Annotated in this window: 15 protein-coding genes; 7 read left to right on the top strand and 8 right to left on the bottom strand. The window is 69.6% G+C overall.

Going from position 1 to position 17,288, the window contains the following annotated elements:
• Nucleotides 1–110: 110 nt before the first annotated feature.
• Genes AB0A63_RS35865 through AB0A63_RS35845 form a run of 5 tightly spaced genes read right to left on the bottom strand, consistent with a single transcriptional unit; the run spans nucleotide 111 to nucleotide 7,095 of the window.
• Nucleotides 111–3,017 carry a glycoside hydrolase family 38 C-terminal domain-containing protein gene (locus AB0A63_RS35865; RefSeq protein ID WP_360399516.1) on the bottom strand — a complete coding sequence of 969 codons (2,907 nt, stop codon included), beginning with the start codon at nucleotides 3,015–3,017 and terminating at the stop codon, nucleotides 111–113.
• Between the two features lies 1 nt (nucleotide 3,018).
• The gene (locus AB0A63_RS35860) at nucleotides 3,019–4,140 is read right to left on the bottom strand and encodes a glycosyl hydrolase (protein WP_360399514.1); all 1,122 of its coding nucleotides are present in this window, start codon (nucleotides 4,138–4,140) and stop codon (nucleotides 3,019–3,021) included.
• Nucleotides 4,141–4,157: 17 nt separating this feature from the next.
• Nucleotides 4,158–4,979, bottom strand: coding sequence for a carbohydrate ABC transporter permease (locus AB0A63_RS35855; protein WP_360399512.1), 822 nt, complete (start codon nucleotides 4,977–4,979; stop codon nucleotides 4,158–4,160).
• Nucleotides 4,976–5,845: a sugar ABC transporter permease gene (locus tag AB0A63_RS35850; RefSeq protein WP_360399510.1), complete on the bottom strand. Its 870-nt coding sequence runs from the start codon at nucleotides 5,843–5,845 to the stop codon at nucleotides 4,976–4,978. The genes AB0A63_RS35855 and AB0A63_RS35850 overlap by 4 nt, the downstream gene beginning before the upstream one ends.
• Entirely contained in the window at nucleotides 5,842–7,095 is a 1,254-nt protein-coding gene (locus AB0A63_RS35845; protein ID WP_360399508.1) for a sugar ABC transporter substrate-binding protein, read from the bottom strand. The genes AB0A63_RS35850 and AB0A63_RS35845 overlap by 4 nt, the downstream gene beginning before the upstream one ends.
• A gap of 99 nt (nucleotides 7,096–7,194) precedes the next feature.
• On the opposite strand from AB0A63_RS35845, the gene AB0A63_RS35840 reads away from it, so the two are divergent.
• Complete coding sequence (locus AB0A63_RS35840; protein ID WP_360399505.1) at nucleotides 7,195–8,187, top strand: LacI family DNA-binding transcriptional regulator; 993 nt, start codon at nucleotides 7,195–7,197, stop codon at nucleotides 8,185–8,187.
• Between the two features lie 63 nt (nucleotides 8,188–8,250).
• On the opposite strand, the gene AB0A63_RS35835 is transcribed toward AB0A63_RS35840, so the two are convergent.
• Complete coding sequence (locus AB0A63_RS35835; RefSeq protein WP_360399502.1) at nucleotides 8,251–9,150, bottom strand: LysR family transcriptional regulator; 900 nt, start codon at nucleotides 9,148–9,150, stop codon at nucleotides 8,251–8,253.
• Nucleotides 9,151–9,443: 293 nt separating this feature from the next.
• Nucleotides 9,444–10,214 carry a hypothetical protein gene (locus AB0A63_RS35830; RefSeq protein WP_360399499.1) on the bottom strand — a complete coding sequence of 257 codons (771 nt, stop codon included), beginning with the start codon at nucleotides 10,212–10,214 and terminating at the stop codon, nucleotides 9,444–9,446.
• 215 nt (nucleotides 10,215–10,429) lie between these two features.
• On the opposite strand from AB0A63_RS35830, the gene tig reads away from it, so the two are divergent.
• From tig to AB0A63_RS35800, 6 genes are all read left to right on the top strand, one after another.
• Nucleotides 10,430–11,773, top strand: a complete 1,344-nt coding sequence (tig, locus tag AB0A63_RS35825) for a trigger factor (RefSeq protein ID WP_360399496.1) — start codon at nucleotides 10,430–10,432, stop codon at nucleotides 11,771–11,773.
• A gap of 187 nt (nucleotides 11,774–11,960) precedes the next feature.
• Nucleotides 11,961–12,548, top strand: coding sequence for an ATP-dependent Clp protease proteolytic subunit (locus AB0A63_RS35820; protein ID WP_053735683.1), 588 nt, complete (start codon nucleotides 11,961–11,963; stop codon nucleotides 12,546–12,548).
• A gap of 20 nt (nucleotides 12,549–12,568) precedes the next feature.
• On the top strand, nucleotides 12,569–13,198 hold the full coding sequence (locus AB0A63_RS35815) for an ATP-dependent Clp protease proteolytic subunit (protein WP_281249469.1): 630 nt from the start codon (nucleotides 12,569–12,571) through the stop codon (nucleotides 13,196–13,198).
• A gap of 234 nt (nucleotides 13,199–13,432) precedes the next feature.
• Nucleotides 13,433–14,713, top strand: a complete 1,281-nt coding sequence (gene clpX, locus AB0A63_RS35810; protein WP_360399493.1) for an ATP-dependent Clp protease ATP-binding subunit ClpX — start codon at nucleotides 13,433–13,435, stop codon at nucleotides 14,711–14,713.
• Nucleotides 14,714–14,779: 66 nt separating this feature from the next.
• Entirely contained in the window at nucleotides 14,780–15,844 is a 1,065-nt protein-coding gene (locus tag AB0A63_RS35805) for a hypothetical protein (protein ID WP_360399490.1), read from the top strand.
• The gene (locus AB0A63_RS35800; RefSeq protein WP_360399487.1) at nucleotides 15,820–16,398 is read left to right on the top strand and encodes an alpha/beta fold hydrolase; all 579 of its coding nucleotides are present in this window, start codon (nucleotides 15,820–15,822) and stop codon (nucleotides 16,396–16,398) included. The genes AB0A63_RS35805 and AB0A63_RS35800 overlap by 25 nt, the downstream gene beginning before the upstream one ends.
• Nucleotides 16,399–16,401: 3 nt before the next feature.
• Here the strand turns inward: AB0A63_RS35800 and AB0A63_RS35795 are convergent, their stop codons facing one another.
• Nucleotides 16,402–17,283, bottom strand: coding sequence for an alpha/beta hydrolase-fold protein (locus tag AB0A63_RS35795; protein ID WP_360399484.1), 882 nt, complete (start codon nucleotides 17,281–17,283; stop codon nucleotides 16,402–16,404).
• Between the last annotated feature and the right edge of the window lie 5 nt (nucleotides 17,284–17,288).

Below are 17,288 nucleotides of genomic sequence, written 5' to 3'. Positions count from 1 at the left end.
GTCCCCAGACCCCGGCCTTGATGGCAGGGGTACCCCGACCCTAGATCGCGACGGATGGGGTGTTCGTTGCACGTTCCGGCCGAATTGCCCCATCCGGCGCAGCGCGCGCGTTACCTCGTGAACCGCAGGGTGATCACCTGGAACGGGCGCAGCACCACCTCCGCGCCCGCGGCACCCAGTGGCCGTTCGAGCAGGTCGGTCTCCTGGACGTCCCGATGGGCGAAGGAGGTGCTGATCGAGGCGCGGGCACGACCGCCGTGCGCCTCGTAGAGCCGGACGACGACATCGCCCGACCGGTCGTCCGCCAGCTTCACGGCCTCGACCCTGACCGCCGGGTTGCCGGTGCGCACCAGCGGTTGCGGTGCGGCCGAGCCCTGGACGGTCCGCGGCGGCAGGTTGATCCGGTAGCCCGCGTCCACGCCCTCCGGCAGGCCGCCGAGCACGAGGGCGTAGCGGAAGCGGTGGTGGCCCTGGTCGGTCTCGGGGTCGGGGAACCGGGGCGCGCGCAGCAGGGACAGGCGCACGGTCGTGGTGGTCCCGCCGTCCTCGCGGGTGGTGCGGGTGACCTCGTGGCCGTAGGTCGAGTCGTTGACCACCGCGACGCCGTAGCCGGGTTCGCCGACGTGCAGGAAGCGGTGGGCGCAGATCTCGAACTTCGCCGCCTCCCACGAGGTGTTGGTGTGGACGGGCCGGTGCAGGTGGCCGAACTGGGTCTCGGCGGTGGAGACCTCGGCGCGCAGGTCGAGCGGGAACGCGATCTTGAGCAGCTTCTCGCGTTCCTGCCAGTCGACCTCGGTGTCGAAGTCGACCTGCTTGGAGCCCTCGCGCAGCCGGATCGTCTGGGTGAGCGCGGAGTCGCCGAACTCGGTGCGCACGACCACGGCGTCGGCGGCGTCGACGCGTCCGGTCGGGGCCAGGTCGGACCGCCAGTTGCGGTAGAACGGGTCGATGTCCCAGGCGTCCCACTGGTTCGGGTTGTCCTTGTGCAGCTGCGGCAGGCCCGCGCACCCGCGCGGCGGCAGGACCTCGCGCTGCTCCTCCAGGTCGAGGACGGAGGTGATCACGCCGTCGCCGCCGACCGTCACGCGGAGGCGGCCGTTGTCGAGCACGCCGTCCACGGGCGCGACGAACGGCCTGGGCGCGTCACCGCCGAACACGTCGAAGACGACCTCGGCGGAGCCGTCGCCCTTGACCGCGTCGATCGCACGGGTCGTGAGCTGCTCCAGCTCCGCCGCCACCCGCGCGTAGGTCGCCTCGGCCTCGCGGTGCACCCAGGCGATCGAGCTGCCCGGCAGGATGTCGTGGAACTGGTGCAGCAGCACGGTCTTCCACAACCGGTCGAGGTCGTCGTACGGGTACTCGGCGCCGTGGAGCGCAGCCGCGGTCGACCAGTGCTCTGCCTCGCGCAGCAGGTGCTCGCAACGCCGGTTGCCCTGCTTGGTCTTGGCCTGCGTGGTGTAGGTGGCGCGGTGCTTCTCCAGGTACAGCTCGCCCGCCCACACCGGCGCGTCCGGGTACTCGTCCTGCGCGGCCTGGAAGAAGTCGCGCGGCGGCTCGACCGTCACGGTCGGGGAGCCTTCGAGGTCCGCGACCCGGTGCGCGGTCTCCATCATCTCGCGGGTGGGGCCGCCACCACCGTCGCCGTAGCCGAACGGGACCAGCGACCGGGAGGCCTTGGCGTGCTCGGCGAACTGGCGTGACGCCCGTGCGAGCTCCTCGCCGCTCAACGAGGAGTTGTAGGTGTCGACCGGCGGGAAGTGCGTGAAGATCCGGGTGCCGTCGATGCCCTCCCACCAGAACGTGTGGTGCGGGAACCGGTTGACCTGGTTCCACGACAGCTTCTGCGTGAGGAACCAGCGCGAGCCGGACAGCTTGATCAGCTGGGGGAGCGCGGCGCTGTAGCCGAACGAGTCCGGCAGCCACACCTCCTCGGTCTCCACGCCGAAGTTGTCGAGGAAGAACCGCTTGCCGTGCACCAGCTGCCGGGCCATCGCCTCACCGCCGGGCATGTTCGTGTCCGACTCGACCCACATGCCGCCGACCGGCACGAACTGCCCACTGCGGACCTTCTCGCGCACGCGGTCCCACACGTGCGGGTGGTGCTCCTTCATCCACGCGTACTGCTGGGCCTGCGAGCACGCGAAGTAGAAGTCCGGGTACTCGTCCATCAGCCTCGTGACGTTGGAGAACGTCCTGGCGCACTTGCGGACCGTCTCCCGCAGCGGCCACAGCCACGCGGAGTCGATGTGCGCGTGGCCGATCGCGGAGACCTTGTGCGCGGAGGCCGTGGCGGGCATCGACAGCACGCCGGCGAGCCGGTCACGGGCGTCGGCGGCGGTCTCCGCGACCGCGTTGAGGTCGAGCGCGTCCATCGCCCGGTCCAGCGCGTGCAGCACCTTGTGCCGGCGCGGGTCGTGCTCGGGCAGCTCCTCCATCAGACCCTGCAACACCTCGATGTCGAGCATGAGGTGCCAGACCTGCGGCCGGAACACCGCGAGCTCGGCCTTGCGGATCTTGTACAACGGCTCGGTGCCCGCGGTGTCCTTGTCGCCCAAAGCGGTCGGCAGGAACGGGTGGAAGTCGAGGATCGTCGGGTTGCCCGCGGCTTCGAGGTAGTAGCGGACCTCGCTGCCCTCGACCGGCAGGTGGGTGTTGCGCGGCTCGATGCCCTTGATCGGCACGCCGTCGGCGGTGTAGGCGAGGCCTTCGGACTGGAAACCGGGGCCGGGGTGGGTGAAACCGAGGTCGAGCACCACCTCGACCTGCTCGCCCCGCCACGCCTCCGGGACGGTGCCGGTCAGCCGGAACCAGCTGGTGCTCCACGGCGCACCCCAGTCGTCGCCGACCCGCGCGGGTTCGTAGTGAGCGGCGAGGGCTTCGGCGACCGGCACCGGCTCGTCCGGCACGGTCCACACGGCCAGCTCCAGCGGCGCGGTCTCGCCGTAGACCGCCGGGCGGATGCGTTCCTTCAGCGTGCGGTTGAGGCGTTCTTCCAGCAGCGCGCGTTCGTCGTGCATGTCAGTTCCCCAACTCGATCGAGGCCCGCACACCCGTGCGCGCGAGGGCCATCCACTCTTCGAAGAAGGCGCCACCGGGACCCCACGAGGGCCGGTCGCCGTGCAGCGTGATCGGCGTGCGCTCGGCCGGCGCGGGCGGCGTCTCCCCTGCGATCCGGGCGATCACCTCGCCGAGCGGCTTGACCTCGCGTCCGGTGGTCATCAGCCCCAACTCGTACTCGCGTTCGGGGAAGTCCACCAGCGCGCGGTCGACGTCGAACGAGCACCACCACGTGACGCCCCACAGGTCCGCGCACGTCAGCACGTTCGCAAGCGTTCGCTCGGCGAACTCCGGCGCCTGCTCGGCGCTGATCTCGGGCTGGGCGGCGCCGACCTCCTGCAACCACACCGGCCGCCGCGGGTCCCTCGCGTGCGCCTTCGCGAGCTCGACCAGGTACTCGGCGTGGTGGACGCTCTCCGGCGACATCGGGCCGTAGAGCTGCGCGGTGCCGTTGAAGACCCACGAGTGCACGGTCGTCATCGCGCCCTTGTTGGCCGCGTGCTCCGGCAGGAACGAGTGCTCGCTCTCGTACCAGACGGCGTCGTACTCGGAGTGCACGTGCGGGTGGTCCGGCGCGGCCGCGGCGCACTCGGCGAGCAGCGCATCGATCCACTCGCCGGCCTGCTCGGGCGTGCACGGGTTGGACTCGGTGAGCAGGTTGACCTCGTTGCCGAGGGTGAAGCCGAGGAAGTTCGGCTTCTCGCGCAGCGCCTCGGCGAGCGTGCGGACGTAGAGCCTCTGCCCGCTGATCACCTCGGGGTTGGTGAAGATGTTGGCGCGGTGCCAGGTCTGCACCCACGACGGGTAGAAGTCGAAGCTCGACAGGTGGCCCTGCAGCACGTCGACCTGCACGTCCAGGCCGTGTTCGCGGGCCGCGTCGAGCACCTGGCCGAGCTGCTCGACCGCCTTCGGGCGGACCAGGCCCCGGTTGGGCTGGAACACCGGCCACAGCGGGAACACCCGCACGTGGTCGAGCCCCAGCCCGGCGATCGCCGCGAAGTCCGCTTTCACGTCGTCCAGCGAGAAGTCGAGCCAGTGGTGGAACCAACCGGTGGACGGGGTGTAGTTCACGCCGAAACGCAAGGTTGAACTCCTCGGGTTTAGCCCTTGATCGCGCCTTCTCCCACTCCGCGGAAGAAGTGCTTCTGCAGCAACAGGAACAGCAGGACCAGCGGGACGACGGCGATGATCGTGCCCGCCGCCACCAGCCGCTGGTTCTGCACGAACGTGCCCTGGAGGTACGCCAGGCCGATGGTGAGCGTGTACTTCTCCTGGTCGCTCAGGACGATGAGCGGCCACAGGAAGTCGTCCCAGCTGAACATGAACGAGAACAGCGCCACCACGACCAGCGTGCCCTTCACCGACGGCAGCGCGAGGCGGGTGAAGCGCTGCCACGCGTTGGCGCCGTCGATGACCGCCGCCTCCTCCACCTCGGCGGGCAGGGCGAGGAAGGCGTTGCGCAGCAACAGGACGTTGAGCGCGGCGACCGCACCGGGCAGCACGACCGCGGTGAGCGTGTTCGTGAGCCCGAACCCGCGCATCACCAGGAACAGCGAGATCATGATCGCCTCGAACGGCACCAGGATGCTGCTCGCGAACACCACCGCGGCGAACCGGCGGCCGCGGAACCGCAACCGCGCCAGCGCGTAGCCGGCCATGGCGGCGCCGAGGCAGTTCGTGACGACGTTGACGCTCGCCACGCCCAGCGAGTTGAGCGCGAACGACCAGACCGGCACCACGTCGGCGACGGCCGCGTAGTTCGCGAACGTCGGGTCGTCCGGGATGAAGTCGGGGACGAAGACGTCCTCACCGGGCCCCTTGATGCTCGTCGCGAACTGCCACAGGAACGGTCCGACGCTGATCGCGAGGATGGCGAGCAACCCGAGGTAGCGCAGGCCGAGGAGGACGTGGGAGCGCTTCACAGCTGGTCCTCCCTGCGGTTGAGCTTCAGCGTGACCAGCAGCAGCCCCAGCAGGACGACGAACAGGACCACGCTGAGCGCGGAGGCGTACCCGACCTCGCCGGTGAGACCGCGGCCGGTGGACTGGATGAGCATCACCAGCGTGGTGCTCGCCCCGCCCGGCCCGCCGGTGCCGCCGGACAGCAGGTAGATCTCGGAGAACACGCGGAACCCGTTGACCGCGCTCAGTGCCGCGACCAGCACCATCGTCGGCCGCAGGCTCGGCACGGTGACCGACCAGAACCTCCTGACCGGTCCCGCGCCGTCGACCATCGCGGCCTCGTGCAGGTCCTTCGGCACGTTCGCGAGCGCGGCCAGGTAGATCACCATGTAGTAGCCCAGGCCGCGCCAGACCGTGACGACCATCGAGCTGACGAGGAGCAGGCCGGAGTCGGTCAGGAACGGGACCCGGTCACCGCCCAGCGCCTCGACCACGCTGTTCACCAGGCCGCGGCTGTCGAGCAGCCACGTCCAGATGAGCCCGACCACGACCGTGGACGCGATCACCGGCGTGAAGAACGCCGTCCGGAAGACCCCGATGCCCGGCACGACCTTCTGCGCGAGCACCGCGACCAGCAGCGGCAGCAGCACCAGCGGGGGCACGACGCCCGCCATGTACAGCAGGCTGTTGCGCGCGGCGGCCCAGAACCTGGGGTCCTGGGCCATCCGAACGAAGTTGTCCACGCCGGTGAACGTGCCGCCGCCCAGTGCGCTCGCGTCGGTGAACGCGAGCACGATCATGTTCAGGAACGGGAAGATCACGAACAGCGAGCAGATGGCCAGTCCTGGCGCCAGGAACAGCCACGGCGTGTACGGGCGGTGCGTCACCTCAGCAGCCGGTTGCACTCGGTGACGGCGTCGTCGAGTGCCTGCTTCGGCGACTTCTTGCCGAGCATGGCGTCCGCGAGCTGTTGCAGCAGCGCCTCGCGCATCTGGTCGCTGAACTGCACCGGCGTGTAGTTCACCGCCGTCTTGAGCTGCTTGGCCGCGGCGACGCGCACGCGTGCCTCGTCCGTGCCGTCCTCGGTGGTGAAGTACGGGTCGTCGCCGCCCCTGCTGGTGCTGGGGAAGATCGAGGCGAGCTTCGCGAACGCCACCTGGTTCTCGGCGTTGGTGAGGAACCGGCCGAAAGCCAGTGCCGTCGCCTGGTTCTTGCTGCTCTTCGGCACGCTGACGCCGTGCAGGAACATGTTGGCGCTGCCCGTGTTCGTGATGGGCGTGGTGATGCCGATGTTCGCGTGGAGGCTGGGCGCGTCGGTCTTGAACTTGCCGAGGTCGTAGGCGCTGCCGGGGTTCATCGCGGTCTGCTGCGCCATGAACTTCGCGCCGGCGCCGGTGTAGTTCTGCGTGAGCGCCTCGGGGATGAGCGCGCCCGCGTCGTACATGCGCTTGTAGCTCTCGACGAACTCGACGCCCTTGGGTTCGTTGAAGGTGAACCTGTCGTTCTCGAACAGCTTCACGCCGTACAGCCCGAAGTCGGCGATGCTCGGGGTCTGGCCGAGGATCGCGATCTTCTTCTCGGCGAGCTTGAGGGCCGTGACTTCAAGCTCCTTGAAGTTCGTCGGCGGCTTGCTCGGGTCGAGACCGGCCTGCTGGAACAGGGCCTTGTTGTAGAAGATCGGCCCGGTGTTGAGGTACCAGGGGAACCCGTAGCAGCCGCCCTTGCCGGGGATCTCGAACGCCTGCCAGGCGTTCGCCAGGTACTCCTGCCTGGCGTCCTTGAGGTTCTCGTCGAGGTTGACGAGCTGCCCCGCCTTGGCGAGCGGGAAGCTGAGGTCCGGCGGGACGTTGATGACGTCGGGCAGGCTCCCGGCGCTCGCGTCCGCCATGACCTTGGCCAGGTAGCCGTCCGCGGGCTGGTCGACCCACTTCACGGTGGTGCCCTGGTGCCGCTTCTGGAAAGCGTCGACGACACCGTTGACGTAGTTGGTGTACTTGGGCTTGAGGGACCAGGTCTGGACCGTGATCTCGCCCGTGACCTGGCCCGACGCCGATGAGCCTGTGTTCGGTGTGCCGGACAGTCCGCATCCCGCCACGGGCACCGCCGCCAGGCCCGCGAGGAACGTGCGCCTCTTCATCAACAGCCACCTCCTTGCTGGCGGACCCTAGCTAAACCGGTTTATCTGCGGCTAGCCTCCGATCGTCTTGTTGTCTCGTTCCGGACAGGGTGCGCAGCGGTGAAGAGGCCAACGATCAAGGACATCGCGGCGGCCGCCGGCGTGTCCAAGGGCGCCGCGTCACTGGCGCTGAACGGCCGCTCCGGCGTGTCCGAGACGACCCGCGCCCGCGTGCTGGCCGTGGCCTCGTCCCTGGGCTATCGCCCCTCCGCGACCGCGCGCGCGTTGTCCTCCGCCTCCGCCGACGCGGTCGGGTTGGTCCTGGTGCGCCCACCGCGCGCGTTGGGGGACGAGGCGTTCTTCTTCCAGTTGATCGCCGGCATGCAGTCGGAGATGTCATGCGCACTGCTGCTGCAGGTGGTGTCGTCGCGCGCCGAGGAGATCGCGCTCTACGAACGGTGGTTCGCCGAACACCGGGTCGACGGGGTGTTCCTCGTCGACCTGCTGGTGTCGGACCCGCGGGTGGAGCTGATGTCGTCGCTCGGGATGCCGGCGGTCGTGGTCGGCGGCGCGGGGCACCACGGAGCGCTGGCTTCGGTGTGGGCCGACGACTACGCGGCGATGACGTCGGTCGTGTCGCACCTGAAGTCGTTGGGCCACCGGCGGATCGCGCGCGTGGCCGGGTTGCCGTCGCTGCTGCACACGGTGCGGCGGGACGCGGCGTTCTCCTCGTCCGTCGTGGACGGTGTCGTGGTGTACGGGGACTACACCGCCGAGTCCGGGGCCTCGGCCACGCGGGAGCTGCTGGGAGCGGCCGAACCGCCCACCGCGATCGTGTACGACAACGACGTGATGGCGGTGGCCGGGGCCGAGGTCGCCGGTGCGCTGGGGGTGGCGGTGCCGCAACGGCTGTCGATCGTCGCCTGGGACGACTCGGTCCTGTGCCAGCACGGGCGGCTGACGGCCCTGTCGCGGGACACGTTCGCGTTCGGGGCACGGGCGGCTCGGGCACTGCTCGCGGTGTTGGGCGGCGCGGTGCCGACGGACGTGGAGGACGTGCTGCCGGAGCTGGTGGTGCGGGGGAGCTCCGGGGTGGCACCGGGCAGTGCCTGAGGGCAGCCTCGCCCGGTGGACGGCGCGCGGCCGCCACCGGGCGAGGTCCTGCGCTCGGGACGGTCAGGTCAGCGAGGCCACCTGGTCGCTGACCACCTGGGCCGCCGCCGACACGAGTGCGGTCACCGCCGGGTTCGTCGAGTTGTCCTGGCGCCAGCCGAACTGGGTGTAGACGCGGAAGTTCGGGGACCAGGGCAAGCGGACCAACCTGCCGTCGGCCAGCTCGGCGGCGACGGTGACCTCCGGCATCAGCGCGATGCCGAGGCCGGAGGAGACGGCGCGCTTCGCCGCGTCGATCGAGTCCAGCTCCAGGACCGGGGCCCGCGTCTCGTCGAAGGCGAGGGAGCTCTCGAACAGGTCGTGGTAGGCGGCGCCGTTCTCGGCGCGGATCAGCGTGCTGCCGGTGAGGTCGTCCTCCGTGAGGGACTGGCGCTGCGTCAGCATGTGGTTCGGGCCGGCCACCACCACGAGCGGTTCCGGGCACAGCACCGTCGTCTCCAGGCCCTCGCGCGGCTCGATGGCGCCGATGAAGAACGCGCAGTCGAGTTGGCCGTCGCGCACCGAGTTCAGGTTGTTCAGGGCGTTGCGCGAGTGGAGCGAGAGTTGGACGCTCGGGTAGCGCCAGCACATGTATTCGATGAGCGGTAACAGACGGTAGTCGGTCAAACTCTGTGCGGAACCGATGACGAGTTTGCCGTGCGGCTCGCCGTTCATCGTGATGGCTTTTCGGGCCTTTTCCGTGAGGTTGATGATGTTTCGCGCGAACGGGAGCAGTTCCACGCCTGCGGAGGTCATCTGGATACCCCGCGGCAGGCGTCGGAATAGCACGACGCCGAGTGCCTCCTCCAGGGCCTTGATGCGGGTCGTGATGGTCGGCTGCGAGCAGTTGAGCGTGGCTGCGGCCTTGGTGAAGCTCCCTGTCTGAACCACGGTCGTGAACGCGAGAAGCTGGCGTGTCTCCATCAGGCGGATCCTCGGATTAAAACGGTGCGACGACTTTTTCTCGTTCGTTCCCGTGGTCCTGTTACGGATGGTGCGAGGGTCGTAACGCTACCTGTCCCCCTTGGCCGCAACATTGGTGCTAATGGAGTCATCTTGATCGGTCGCGAAAGGGGGTTTCCGCCGAAAGAGTGATTTTAGAGAGGTGGTCTGCGACAGGCCGTAGCGGGCCGACTCTTTTCAGTGATCCTTTCGCCAGGCGAACAAACAACGCCGCCACCTCGCAGAGGTGACGGCGTTGTGGGCGGAGGTGCGGATCAGGCGCCGCAGGCCCCGCCGCCGAGCAGGAAGCTGTAGACGACCGGCGGTTCGGTGCCCAGCTGCTGCGTCACGGTGAGGCGGATGCCGTCCGCCCACTCGTAGGTGTGGGGGAACTCGCTGCGCCACGGTTCGAGGATGGACGCCCGCTGCGCGCCGCGGAGCTCGACCGTGGTGGTCCGCTGCGCGCCGTCCGGGGTCGCGGAGTCGCCCGCGTCGACGCCCGTCAGGGTGTGCACGCCGATGCCGTTGGCCGGCGCCTTGACCATCCGGCCCGCCGCGTCGCGGAGGTGCAGGGCGAGGTTCGACATCTCGCTGACCGTGTTGTAGCTGTCCGGGTCGGTGGTGCACCACGCCGTGCGGTTGATCTCGGCGAACGCCAGGAACGGGCCCCGCGAGTCCGTGAGCGCGATCGAGGCGAGGCGTTCGGCCTTGAGGTTCGTGCTGTCACCGGGGCCCGCGTAGAGGACCACGGCGGACTCGGGCAGCTGCGGCGCCACGTCCTCGTCGGCCAGGTGCACGCCCCAGCCGGGGTGCAGGGCGGTGCGGCCGACCACGACCTCGTCCGCGCGGAACCCGGCGGGCTCGTCGCCGGGGAGCCAGGTGCGGCTGAGGCCCTCGGTCCGGCCGTTGACGGTCAGCGCGTAGGCGGACGCCGTGGCGACCTGCGGGAAGACCGGGGTGCCCGCCGACGCGGGTGCGACCGCGGCCGCTCCCAGGACGGCGCCGGCGGCGGTGATGGCGAGAAGTCTGCTGACAGCACTGTGCACGTCGAACTCCCGATGATCGGGTGAAGCCCCCAGAACGGCACGAACCGGCCGTGTGCGGAGAAGGGTAGCGACGGCTGCCGGCCGGTCCCGCGGGGCGCGGAACCGGGGTGGCGGCGGTCACACGGCGGGCCTCGCCTAGACTCGCTGGGAATCCGGGCGCCACGAGTGGCGGTACCGGCTGTCTGCACGTTCTTGTTCGTATCGAGGAGTCCACGTTGAAGAGCACCGTCGAGCACCTGAGCCCGACGAGGGTCCGGATCAACGTCGAGGTGCCGTTCGACGAGCTCAAGTCGAACTTCGACCAGGCGTACCGGAAGCTCGCGAAGCAGGTCCGCATCCCCGGCTTCCGCCCCGGCAAGGCCCCCGCCAAGGTGCTGGAGAGCCGCATCGGCCGCGCTCCGGTCCTGGACGAGGTCATCCAGGAGGCCATCCCGGCCAAGTACCTGGAGGCGGTCAACGCCGGTGAGGTGCGCACGCTGGGCCGCCCCGACTTCGAGGTCACCAAGATCGAGGACGGCGCGACGCTCGAGTTCACGGCCGAGGTCGACGTCCGTCCCGAGATCACCGTGCCCGCGTTCGGCGAGCTCGCGGTGACCGTGGACGAGCAGGAGGTCGCCGACGAGGACGTGACCACGCAGCTGGACGAGCTCCGCGCCCGCTTCGGCACGCTGACCGGCGTCAGCCGCCCCGCGCAGACCGGCGACTTCGTCGTCGTCGACCTGTCCGCCACCGTCGGCGGCGAGGAGGTCGAGGAGGCGCGCACCAGCGGCCTGTCCTACGAGATCGGTTCCGGCCAGCTCGTCGAGGGCATCGACGAGGCGCTCGTCGGCGCGTCCGAGGGCGAGACCAAGACCTTCACCACCACGCTCGTCGCCGGTGAGCACGAGGGCAGCGAGGCCGAGGTCACCGTCGTGCTGAACACGGTGAAGGAGCGCCAGCTCCCCGAGCTCGACGACGAGTTCGCGCAGCTCGCCAGCGAGTTCGACACGCTCGACGAGCTCAAGGCCGACCTGCGGACCCGCCTGGGCCGCGTCAAGAAGATGCAGCAGGGCGTGCAGGCGCGCGACAAGGTCCTCGAGGCGCTGCTGGAGACCACCGAGGTCCCGCTGCCCGAGGGCATCGTCCAGGGCGAGATCGACGCCCGCAAGCACGACGCCGTGCACGCCTTCGACCACGACGACGCGAAGTTCGCCGCGTGGCTCGAGGAGCAGGGCCAGTCGGAGGAGGAGTTCGACGCCGAGCTGCGCAAGGCCGCCGAGCAGGCCGTCAAGACGCAGCTGGTGCTCGACTCGATCGCCGACGCCGAGCAGGTCACGGTGTCCGACGGCGAGCTGACCGAGCGGATCATCTACCAGGCCCAGCGCTTCGGCATCAGCCCCGACGAGTACGTCAAGCGCGCGCAGCAGTCCGGCCAGCTCGGCGCGATCTTCGCCGACGTCCGCCGCGGCAAGGCGCTCGCGAGCGTCGTGCGCCAGGCGACGGTCAGCGACACCAGCGGCGAGAAGCTGGACCTCGACGAGCTCTTCGGCGAGACCAAGTCCCAAGAGGACGCGGAGTAGTTCGGCGCCCTCGCCGCGTGACGCGGCGAACGCCGGAAATACAGCCCTGAGCGAACGCGGGCGGTGTCGGGCATCTGACGCCGCCCGCCTTCGTTAAGGTCGATCGCAGAGAGTTTTCGCTTCCAGATTCGTTCCACCTGGAGTTAGGCAGGCAGACGTGACGCAGCACTCCTTCCCGACCCCCGAGATGCGGTCGGCCACCGCCGGGATGAACCTCAACGACTCGGTGTACGAGCGGCTGCTCCGCGAGCGGATCATCGTCCTGGGATCGCAGGTCGAAGAGGGCATCGCCAACCAGATCACCGCTCAGTTGCTGCTGCTGGCCGCTGAGGACCCCGAGAAGGACATCACCCTCTACATCAACTCGCCGGGTGGTTCCGTCACGGCGGGCATGGCCATCTACGACACGATGCAGCTGATCGAGCCGGACGTGGCCACGGTCGCCATGGGTCTCGCGGCGTCGATGGGTCAGTTCCTGCTCTCCGCGGGTGCCCGCGGCAAGCGCCAGGCGCTCCCGCACGCGCGCATCCTCATGCACCAGCCGTCGGCGGGTGTCGGTGGTACGGCGGCGGACATCGCGATCCAGGCGGACATGCTGACGCGCACCAAGCGCGAGATGGCCGAGCTGATCGCCGAGCACACCGGCCAGCCGGTCGAGCGCATCATCGCCGACTCCGACCGCGACCGCTGGTTCACCGCGCAGGAAGCGCTGGAGTACGGCTTCGTCGACAAGGTCGTCACCCGGTCGCAGCCCGTCGGCGACTCGAACAACTGACGTCAGCTAGGAGACCTCAAGTGAGCCAGTTCCACATGCCTCAGTCGCGGTACGTGCTGCCGTCGTTCGTCGAACGCACCAGCTACGGCATGAAGGAGTCGAACCCGTACAACAAGCTGTTCGAGGAGCGCATCATCTTCCTCGGCGTGCAGGTTGACGACGCCTCGGCCAACGACGTCATGGCGCAGCTGCTGGTCCTCGAGTCCGAGGACCCGGACCGCGACATCCTGATGTACATCAACTCGCCGGGTGGCTCGTTCACCTCGCTGATGGCCATCTACGACACCATGCAGTTCGTCCGCCCGGACATCCAGACGTACTGCCTCGGCCAGGCCGCCTCGGCCGCCGCGGTGCTGCTGGCCGCCGGCACCCCCGGCAAGCGCCACGCGCTGCCGAACGCGCGAATCCTGATCCACCAGCCCTCCATGGAGGGCGCGTACGGTCAGGTGTCCGACCTGGAGATCCAGTCGAACGAGATCCAGCGCGTGCGCCGCCTGATGGAGTCCACCCTCGCGCGGCACACCAACCGCACGGCGGAGGAGGTTCGCGAGAGCATCGAGCGCGACCGCATCCTCACGGCCGACGAGGCCAAGGACTACGGCATCGTCGACTCGGTGCTGCCCTACCGCAAGCTCTCCGCGAAGTCCTGAAGCGTCGTCTCCCGAGGGCTGGGAAGCCGGCCCTCGGGAACCGCCGACACGCCGATGTGACCGGGCAACTGGCCTGATCGGGGCGTCGGGGGGACGCTGGTCCTCCCCTGAAACGGGGTCGGCCGGGTACCGTCAGGAGAACGGGCGAAGCACCCACAGCCAGTGGGACTGCCACAGCAAGTCAGCAGGCGCACTACAGCAGGTGTGCGCCGGAGGGGACATAGGTCAGCGGTCATGGCGCGTATCGGTGACGGCGGCGACTTGCTGAAGTGCTCTTTCTGCGGAAAGAGCCAGAAGCAGGTGAAGAAACTCATCGCCGGCCCCGGCGTCTACATCTGCGATGAGTGCATCGATCTCTGCAACGAGATCATCGAGGAGGAGCTGGCGGAAGCCGGCGACGTGAAGCTCGACGAGCTGCCGAAGCCCGCCGAGATCCACGAGTTCCTCGACCAGTACGTCATCGGCCAGAGCGATGCGAAGCGCACCCTCTCCGTCGCCGTCTACAACCACTACAAGCGCATCCAGGCGGGCGACCGCGGGCGCGAGGGTCGTGACGACGGTGTCGAGCTGGCCAAGTCGAACATCCTGATGCTCGGCCCGACGGGCTGTGGCAAGACCTACCTCGCGCAGACGCTCGCGAAGATGCTGAACGTGCCGTTCGCCATCGCCGACGCGACCGCGCTGACGGAGGCCGGGTACGTAGGTGAGGACGTCGAGAACATCCTGTTGAAGCTCATCCAGGCCGCCGACTACGACGTCAAGCGGGCCGAGACGGGCATCATCTACATCGACGAGGTCGACAAGATCGCTCGAAAGAGTGAAAACCCGTCGATCACGCGCGACGTCTCCGGCGAAGGCGTGCAGCAGGCGCTGTTGAAGATCCTGGAGGGCACCACCGCATCGGTGCCACCGCAGGGCGGCCGCAAGCACCCGCACCAGGAGTTCATCCAGATCGACACGACGAACGTGCTGTTCATCGTGGCCGGTGCTTTCGCGGGTCTGGAGAAGATCATCCAGGACCGGGTCGGCAAGCGCGGCCTGGGCTTCGGTGCCGAGGTCCGCTCCAAGGCCGAGACGGACGCGGCGGACTACTTCGCCGACTCCATGCCGGAGGACCTGATCAAGTTCGGTCTGATCCCCGAGTTCATCGGGCGTCTGCCGATGGTCGCCTCCGTCACGAACCTCGACAAGCCGTCGCTGGTGCAGATCCTCACCGAGCCGAAGAACGCGCTGGTCAAGCAGTACCAGAAGCTCTTCGAGATGGACGGGGTCGAGCTGGAGTTCACCAAGACCGCGCTGGAGGCGGTGGCCGACCAGGCCATCCTGCGCGGGACCGGTGCCCGAGGGCTCCGCGCGATCATGGAAGAGGTCCTGCTCCCGGTGATGTACGACATCCCGAGCCGCACGGACGTCGCCAAGGTCGTGATCACCGAGCAGACGGTGAAGGAGAACGTGAACCCGACCATCGTGGCCCGGCAGCCCTCGCGCCGGGAGCGTCGGGAGAAGTCCGCGTAGTACTCGCTCGTGAGAAGGGCGCCGGTGAGCTCACCGGCGCCCTTTCGCGTTTCCGGGGGGATCGGGATGTCGTTCGACGCGCGGGTGGCCGCTCACGGGGCCGTGTCCACGGCGCTGGCCGGTCTCGGGGACGAGGAGCTGGCCGCTCTCGTGGCCGCGGCCAGGCCGCTGGGGGCGGGGATCGGCGGGACGTCGGCGTTGCTGCACGTCGACGGGGTTCCGGTCTTCGTCAAACGGGTGCCGCTGACCGAGCTGGAGCTGCGGCCGGAGCACGTCCGGTCCACGGCGAACCTCTTCGGCCTGCCCGCCTTCTGCCACTACGGCGTCGGGCTCGTCGGCGCGCCGGGGTTCGGTGCCTGGCGCGAGCTCGCCGTGCACGAGCTGACGACGGACTGGGTGCTCGCGGGCGACCACGAGGGCTTCCCGCTGCTGCACCACTGGCGGGTCCTGCCGCACCTCGGGCAGTCGCTGCCCGACGAGCTGGCCGACGTCGACGGGGCGGTGGCCTACTGGGAGGACACGCCGGCGGCGCGGCACCGGATCGAGGCGCTGCGGGACTCCACGGCGAGCATCGCGTTGTTCCTGGAGCACTTCCCGCACGACCTGCACGACTGGTTGCGGCAGCAGGTCCGCGCCGGCGCCGAGGCCACCGCGAACGCTTGCGCGATGGTCGAGCGGGAGCTGGCGGCCGGGATCGCCGCCATGAACGCCCGCGGCCTGCTGCACCTCGACGCCCACTTCCGCAACGTCCTGACCGACGGCGAACGGCTGTACTTCGCCGACTTCGGTCTCGCGCTGACCGCTGACTTCGACCTGGCCCGGGACGAGGCGGACTTCTTCGCCGGGCACCAGGGCTTCGACCGCGACTACGCCGCCACCCACCTGGTGCTCTGGCTGACCGCCGAGCTGTACGGGCACCGCGGCGCCGAGCACAGCGCGTTCCTGCGCGCGTGCGCCCGCGGGGAGCGTCCGGCAGGGGTGCCGCGGCAGGTCGCCGACGTCCTCGTCCGCCACGCGCCGACCGCCGAGCTGATGACCGGCTTCTACCGCCGCTTCCAGCAGGAGAGCCGGCACGTCCCGTACCCGGCGGCCACTAGGGTGGTGCCATGTCGCTGCCCCACGTGCTCCTGATCCACGGCTGGACCGGTTCGGGTCCCGAACACTGGCAGAGCAAGCTCGCCCACGCGGTCGCCGAACACGGCGGCCTGGTCGACATGCCGCACTTCAGCGACCCCGACCAGCCCGACCTGAGCACGTGGCTGCGGGAGCTCGACACCCACCTCGACGCCGCGCCGGCCGACCGCGAACGGGTGGTCATCGCCCACTCGCTGGGCTGCTACCTGTGGCTGCACCACGCGGCCCGCGAGGGCATCGCGCACGTCGACCGCGTCCTGCTGGTCGCCCCGCCCGCCCCGGACTACCCCGAGCCCGCCATCAAGACGTTCTTCCCGGCACCGCTCGACCCGGCCGGGCTGCGGCGCGCGGCCACCGACACGCGGCTGGTGCTCGGCGAGGGCGACCCGTACCTGCCGGTGGCGGCCGGGAAGCAGCTCGCGGAGTCGTTGCGGATCGAGGTCGACGTGGTGCCGGGTGCGGGGCACATCAACGTGGACGCGGGCTACGGCGAGTGGCCGGCGGTGCTCAAGTGGGTCCGGTCGAAGACGGTGCCGCTGACGCCCCGCTAGGCGCTAGACGGCCTGCTTCGCGTACTTGGCGAGGAACCGGACCACGTCCGGCGTGATCTTGCGGTAGAAGCCGTCGTCGTGCCCGCCGGGCTTGACCGTGCCCACCTCGGGCCGTTCGTCGCGTATGAACTGCCGCGTGCCCACGATGAACCGGTCGCGGTCGCCGATCCACACGCCCAGCGCGGTCGGGCCGGTCGCACGCGGGTGCCGCAACGGGTCCAGCGCGGCCCACTCGGCCTCGCTCTTGAACGCCCTGCGCTTGGCCATCTCCGGCCACGACGTGAGCAGGCCGGGGGAGATGGCGGCCGCCGCGGTGACCGGGTCGCCGCGCTCGGCCCTGCGGCGGGCGTACAGCAGCGCGCCGAAACCGCCCATGGAGACCCCGGTGATCGCGAACGGGTCGCCGTAGCCGCGGTCGTGCAGCCAGGTGGGGACCTCGTCGAGCAGCATCTTCATCGGGTCGTCGCCGGGGACGTTCTCGTGCCAGTAGTTGTCGCCGCCGTCGACCGCGACGAAGCCGAACGCGGGCACCGAGCCCTTGGCGACGGCATCGGCCAGGTTCTCGGCGAGGCTGCCGACCGCGGCGTCGCGGGCGCTGCCGTGCAGGCCGTGCAGCAGGATCGACATGGGCAGGCCGCGCGGGGCCTTGTTCGTCGGGGTGAAGAACGCGAGCGTGATCTCACGGCGGCGCGCGGACGAGTAGACCCGCTCGAAGCGGATGGCGGGTTTCGCACCGGACTTGGTGGCGACGCGGTTGGCGGTGGCGACCTGGTGCTGCGCCGCGCGGTGAGCGGAGACGTACACGGCGGTGCCGACGGCCATCGCGACGACGACGCCGACAGCCGCCAGCAGTGTGCGGCGACGGCGGTGGTTCGGTTCCCCCATGCTCA

The organism is Lentzea sp. NPDC042327 (assembly GCF_040647275.1).
Lineage (GTDB): Bacteria > Actinomycetota > Actinomycetes > Mycobacteriales > Pseudonocardiaceae > Lentzea.
Note: the sequence above shows the minus strand (reverse complement) of the source record. Positions and strands in the feature narration are given on the sequence as shown.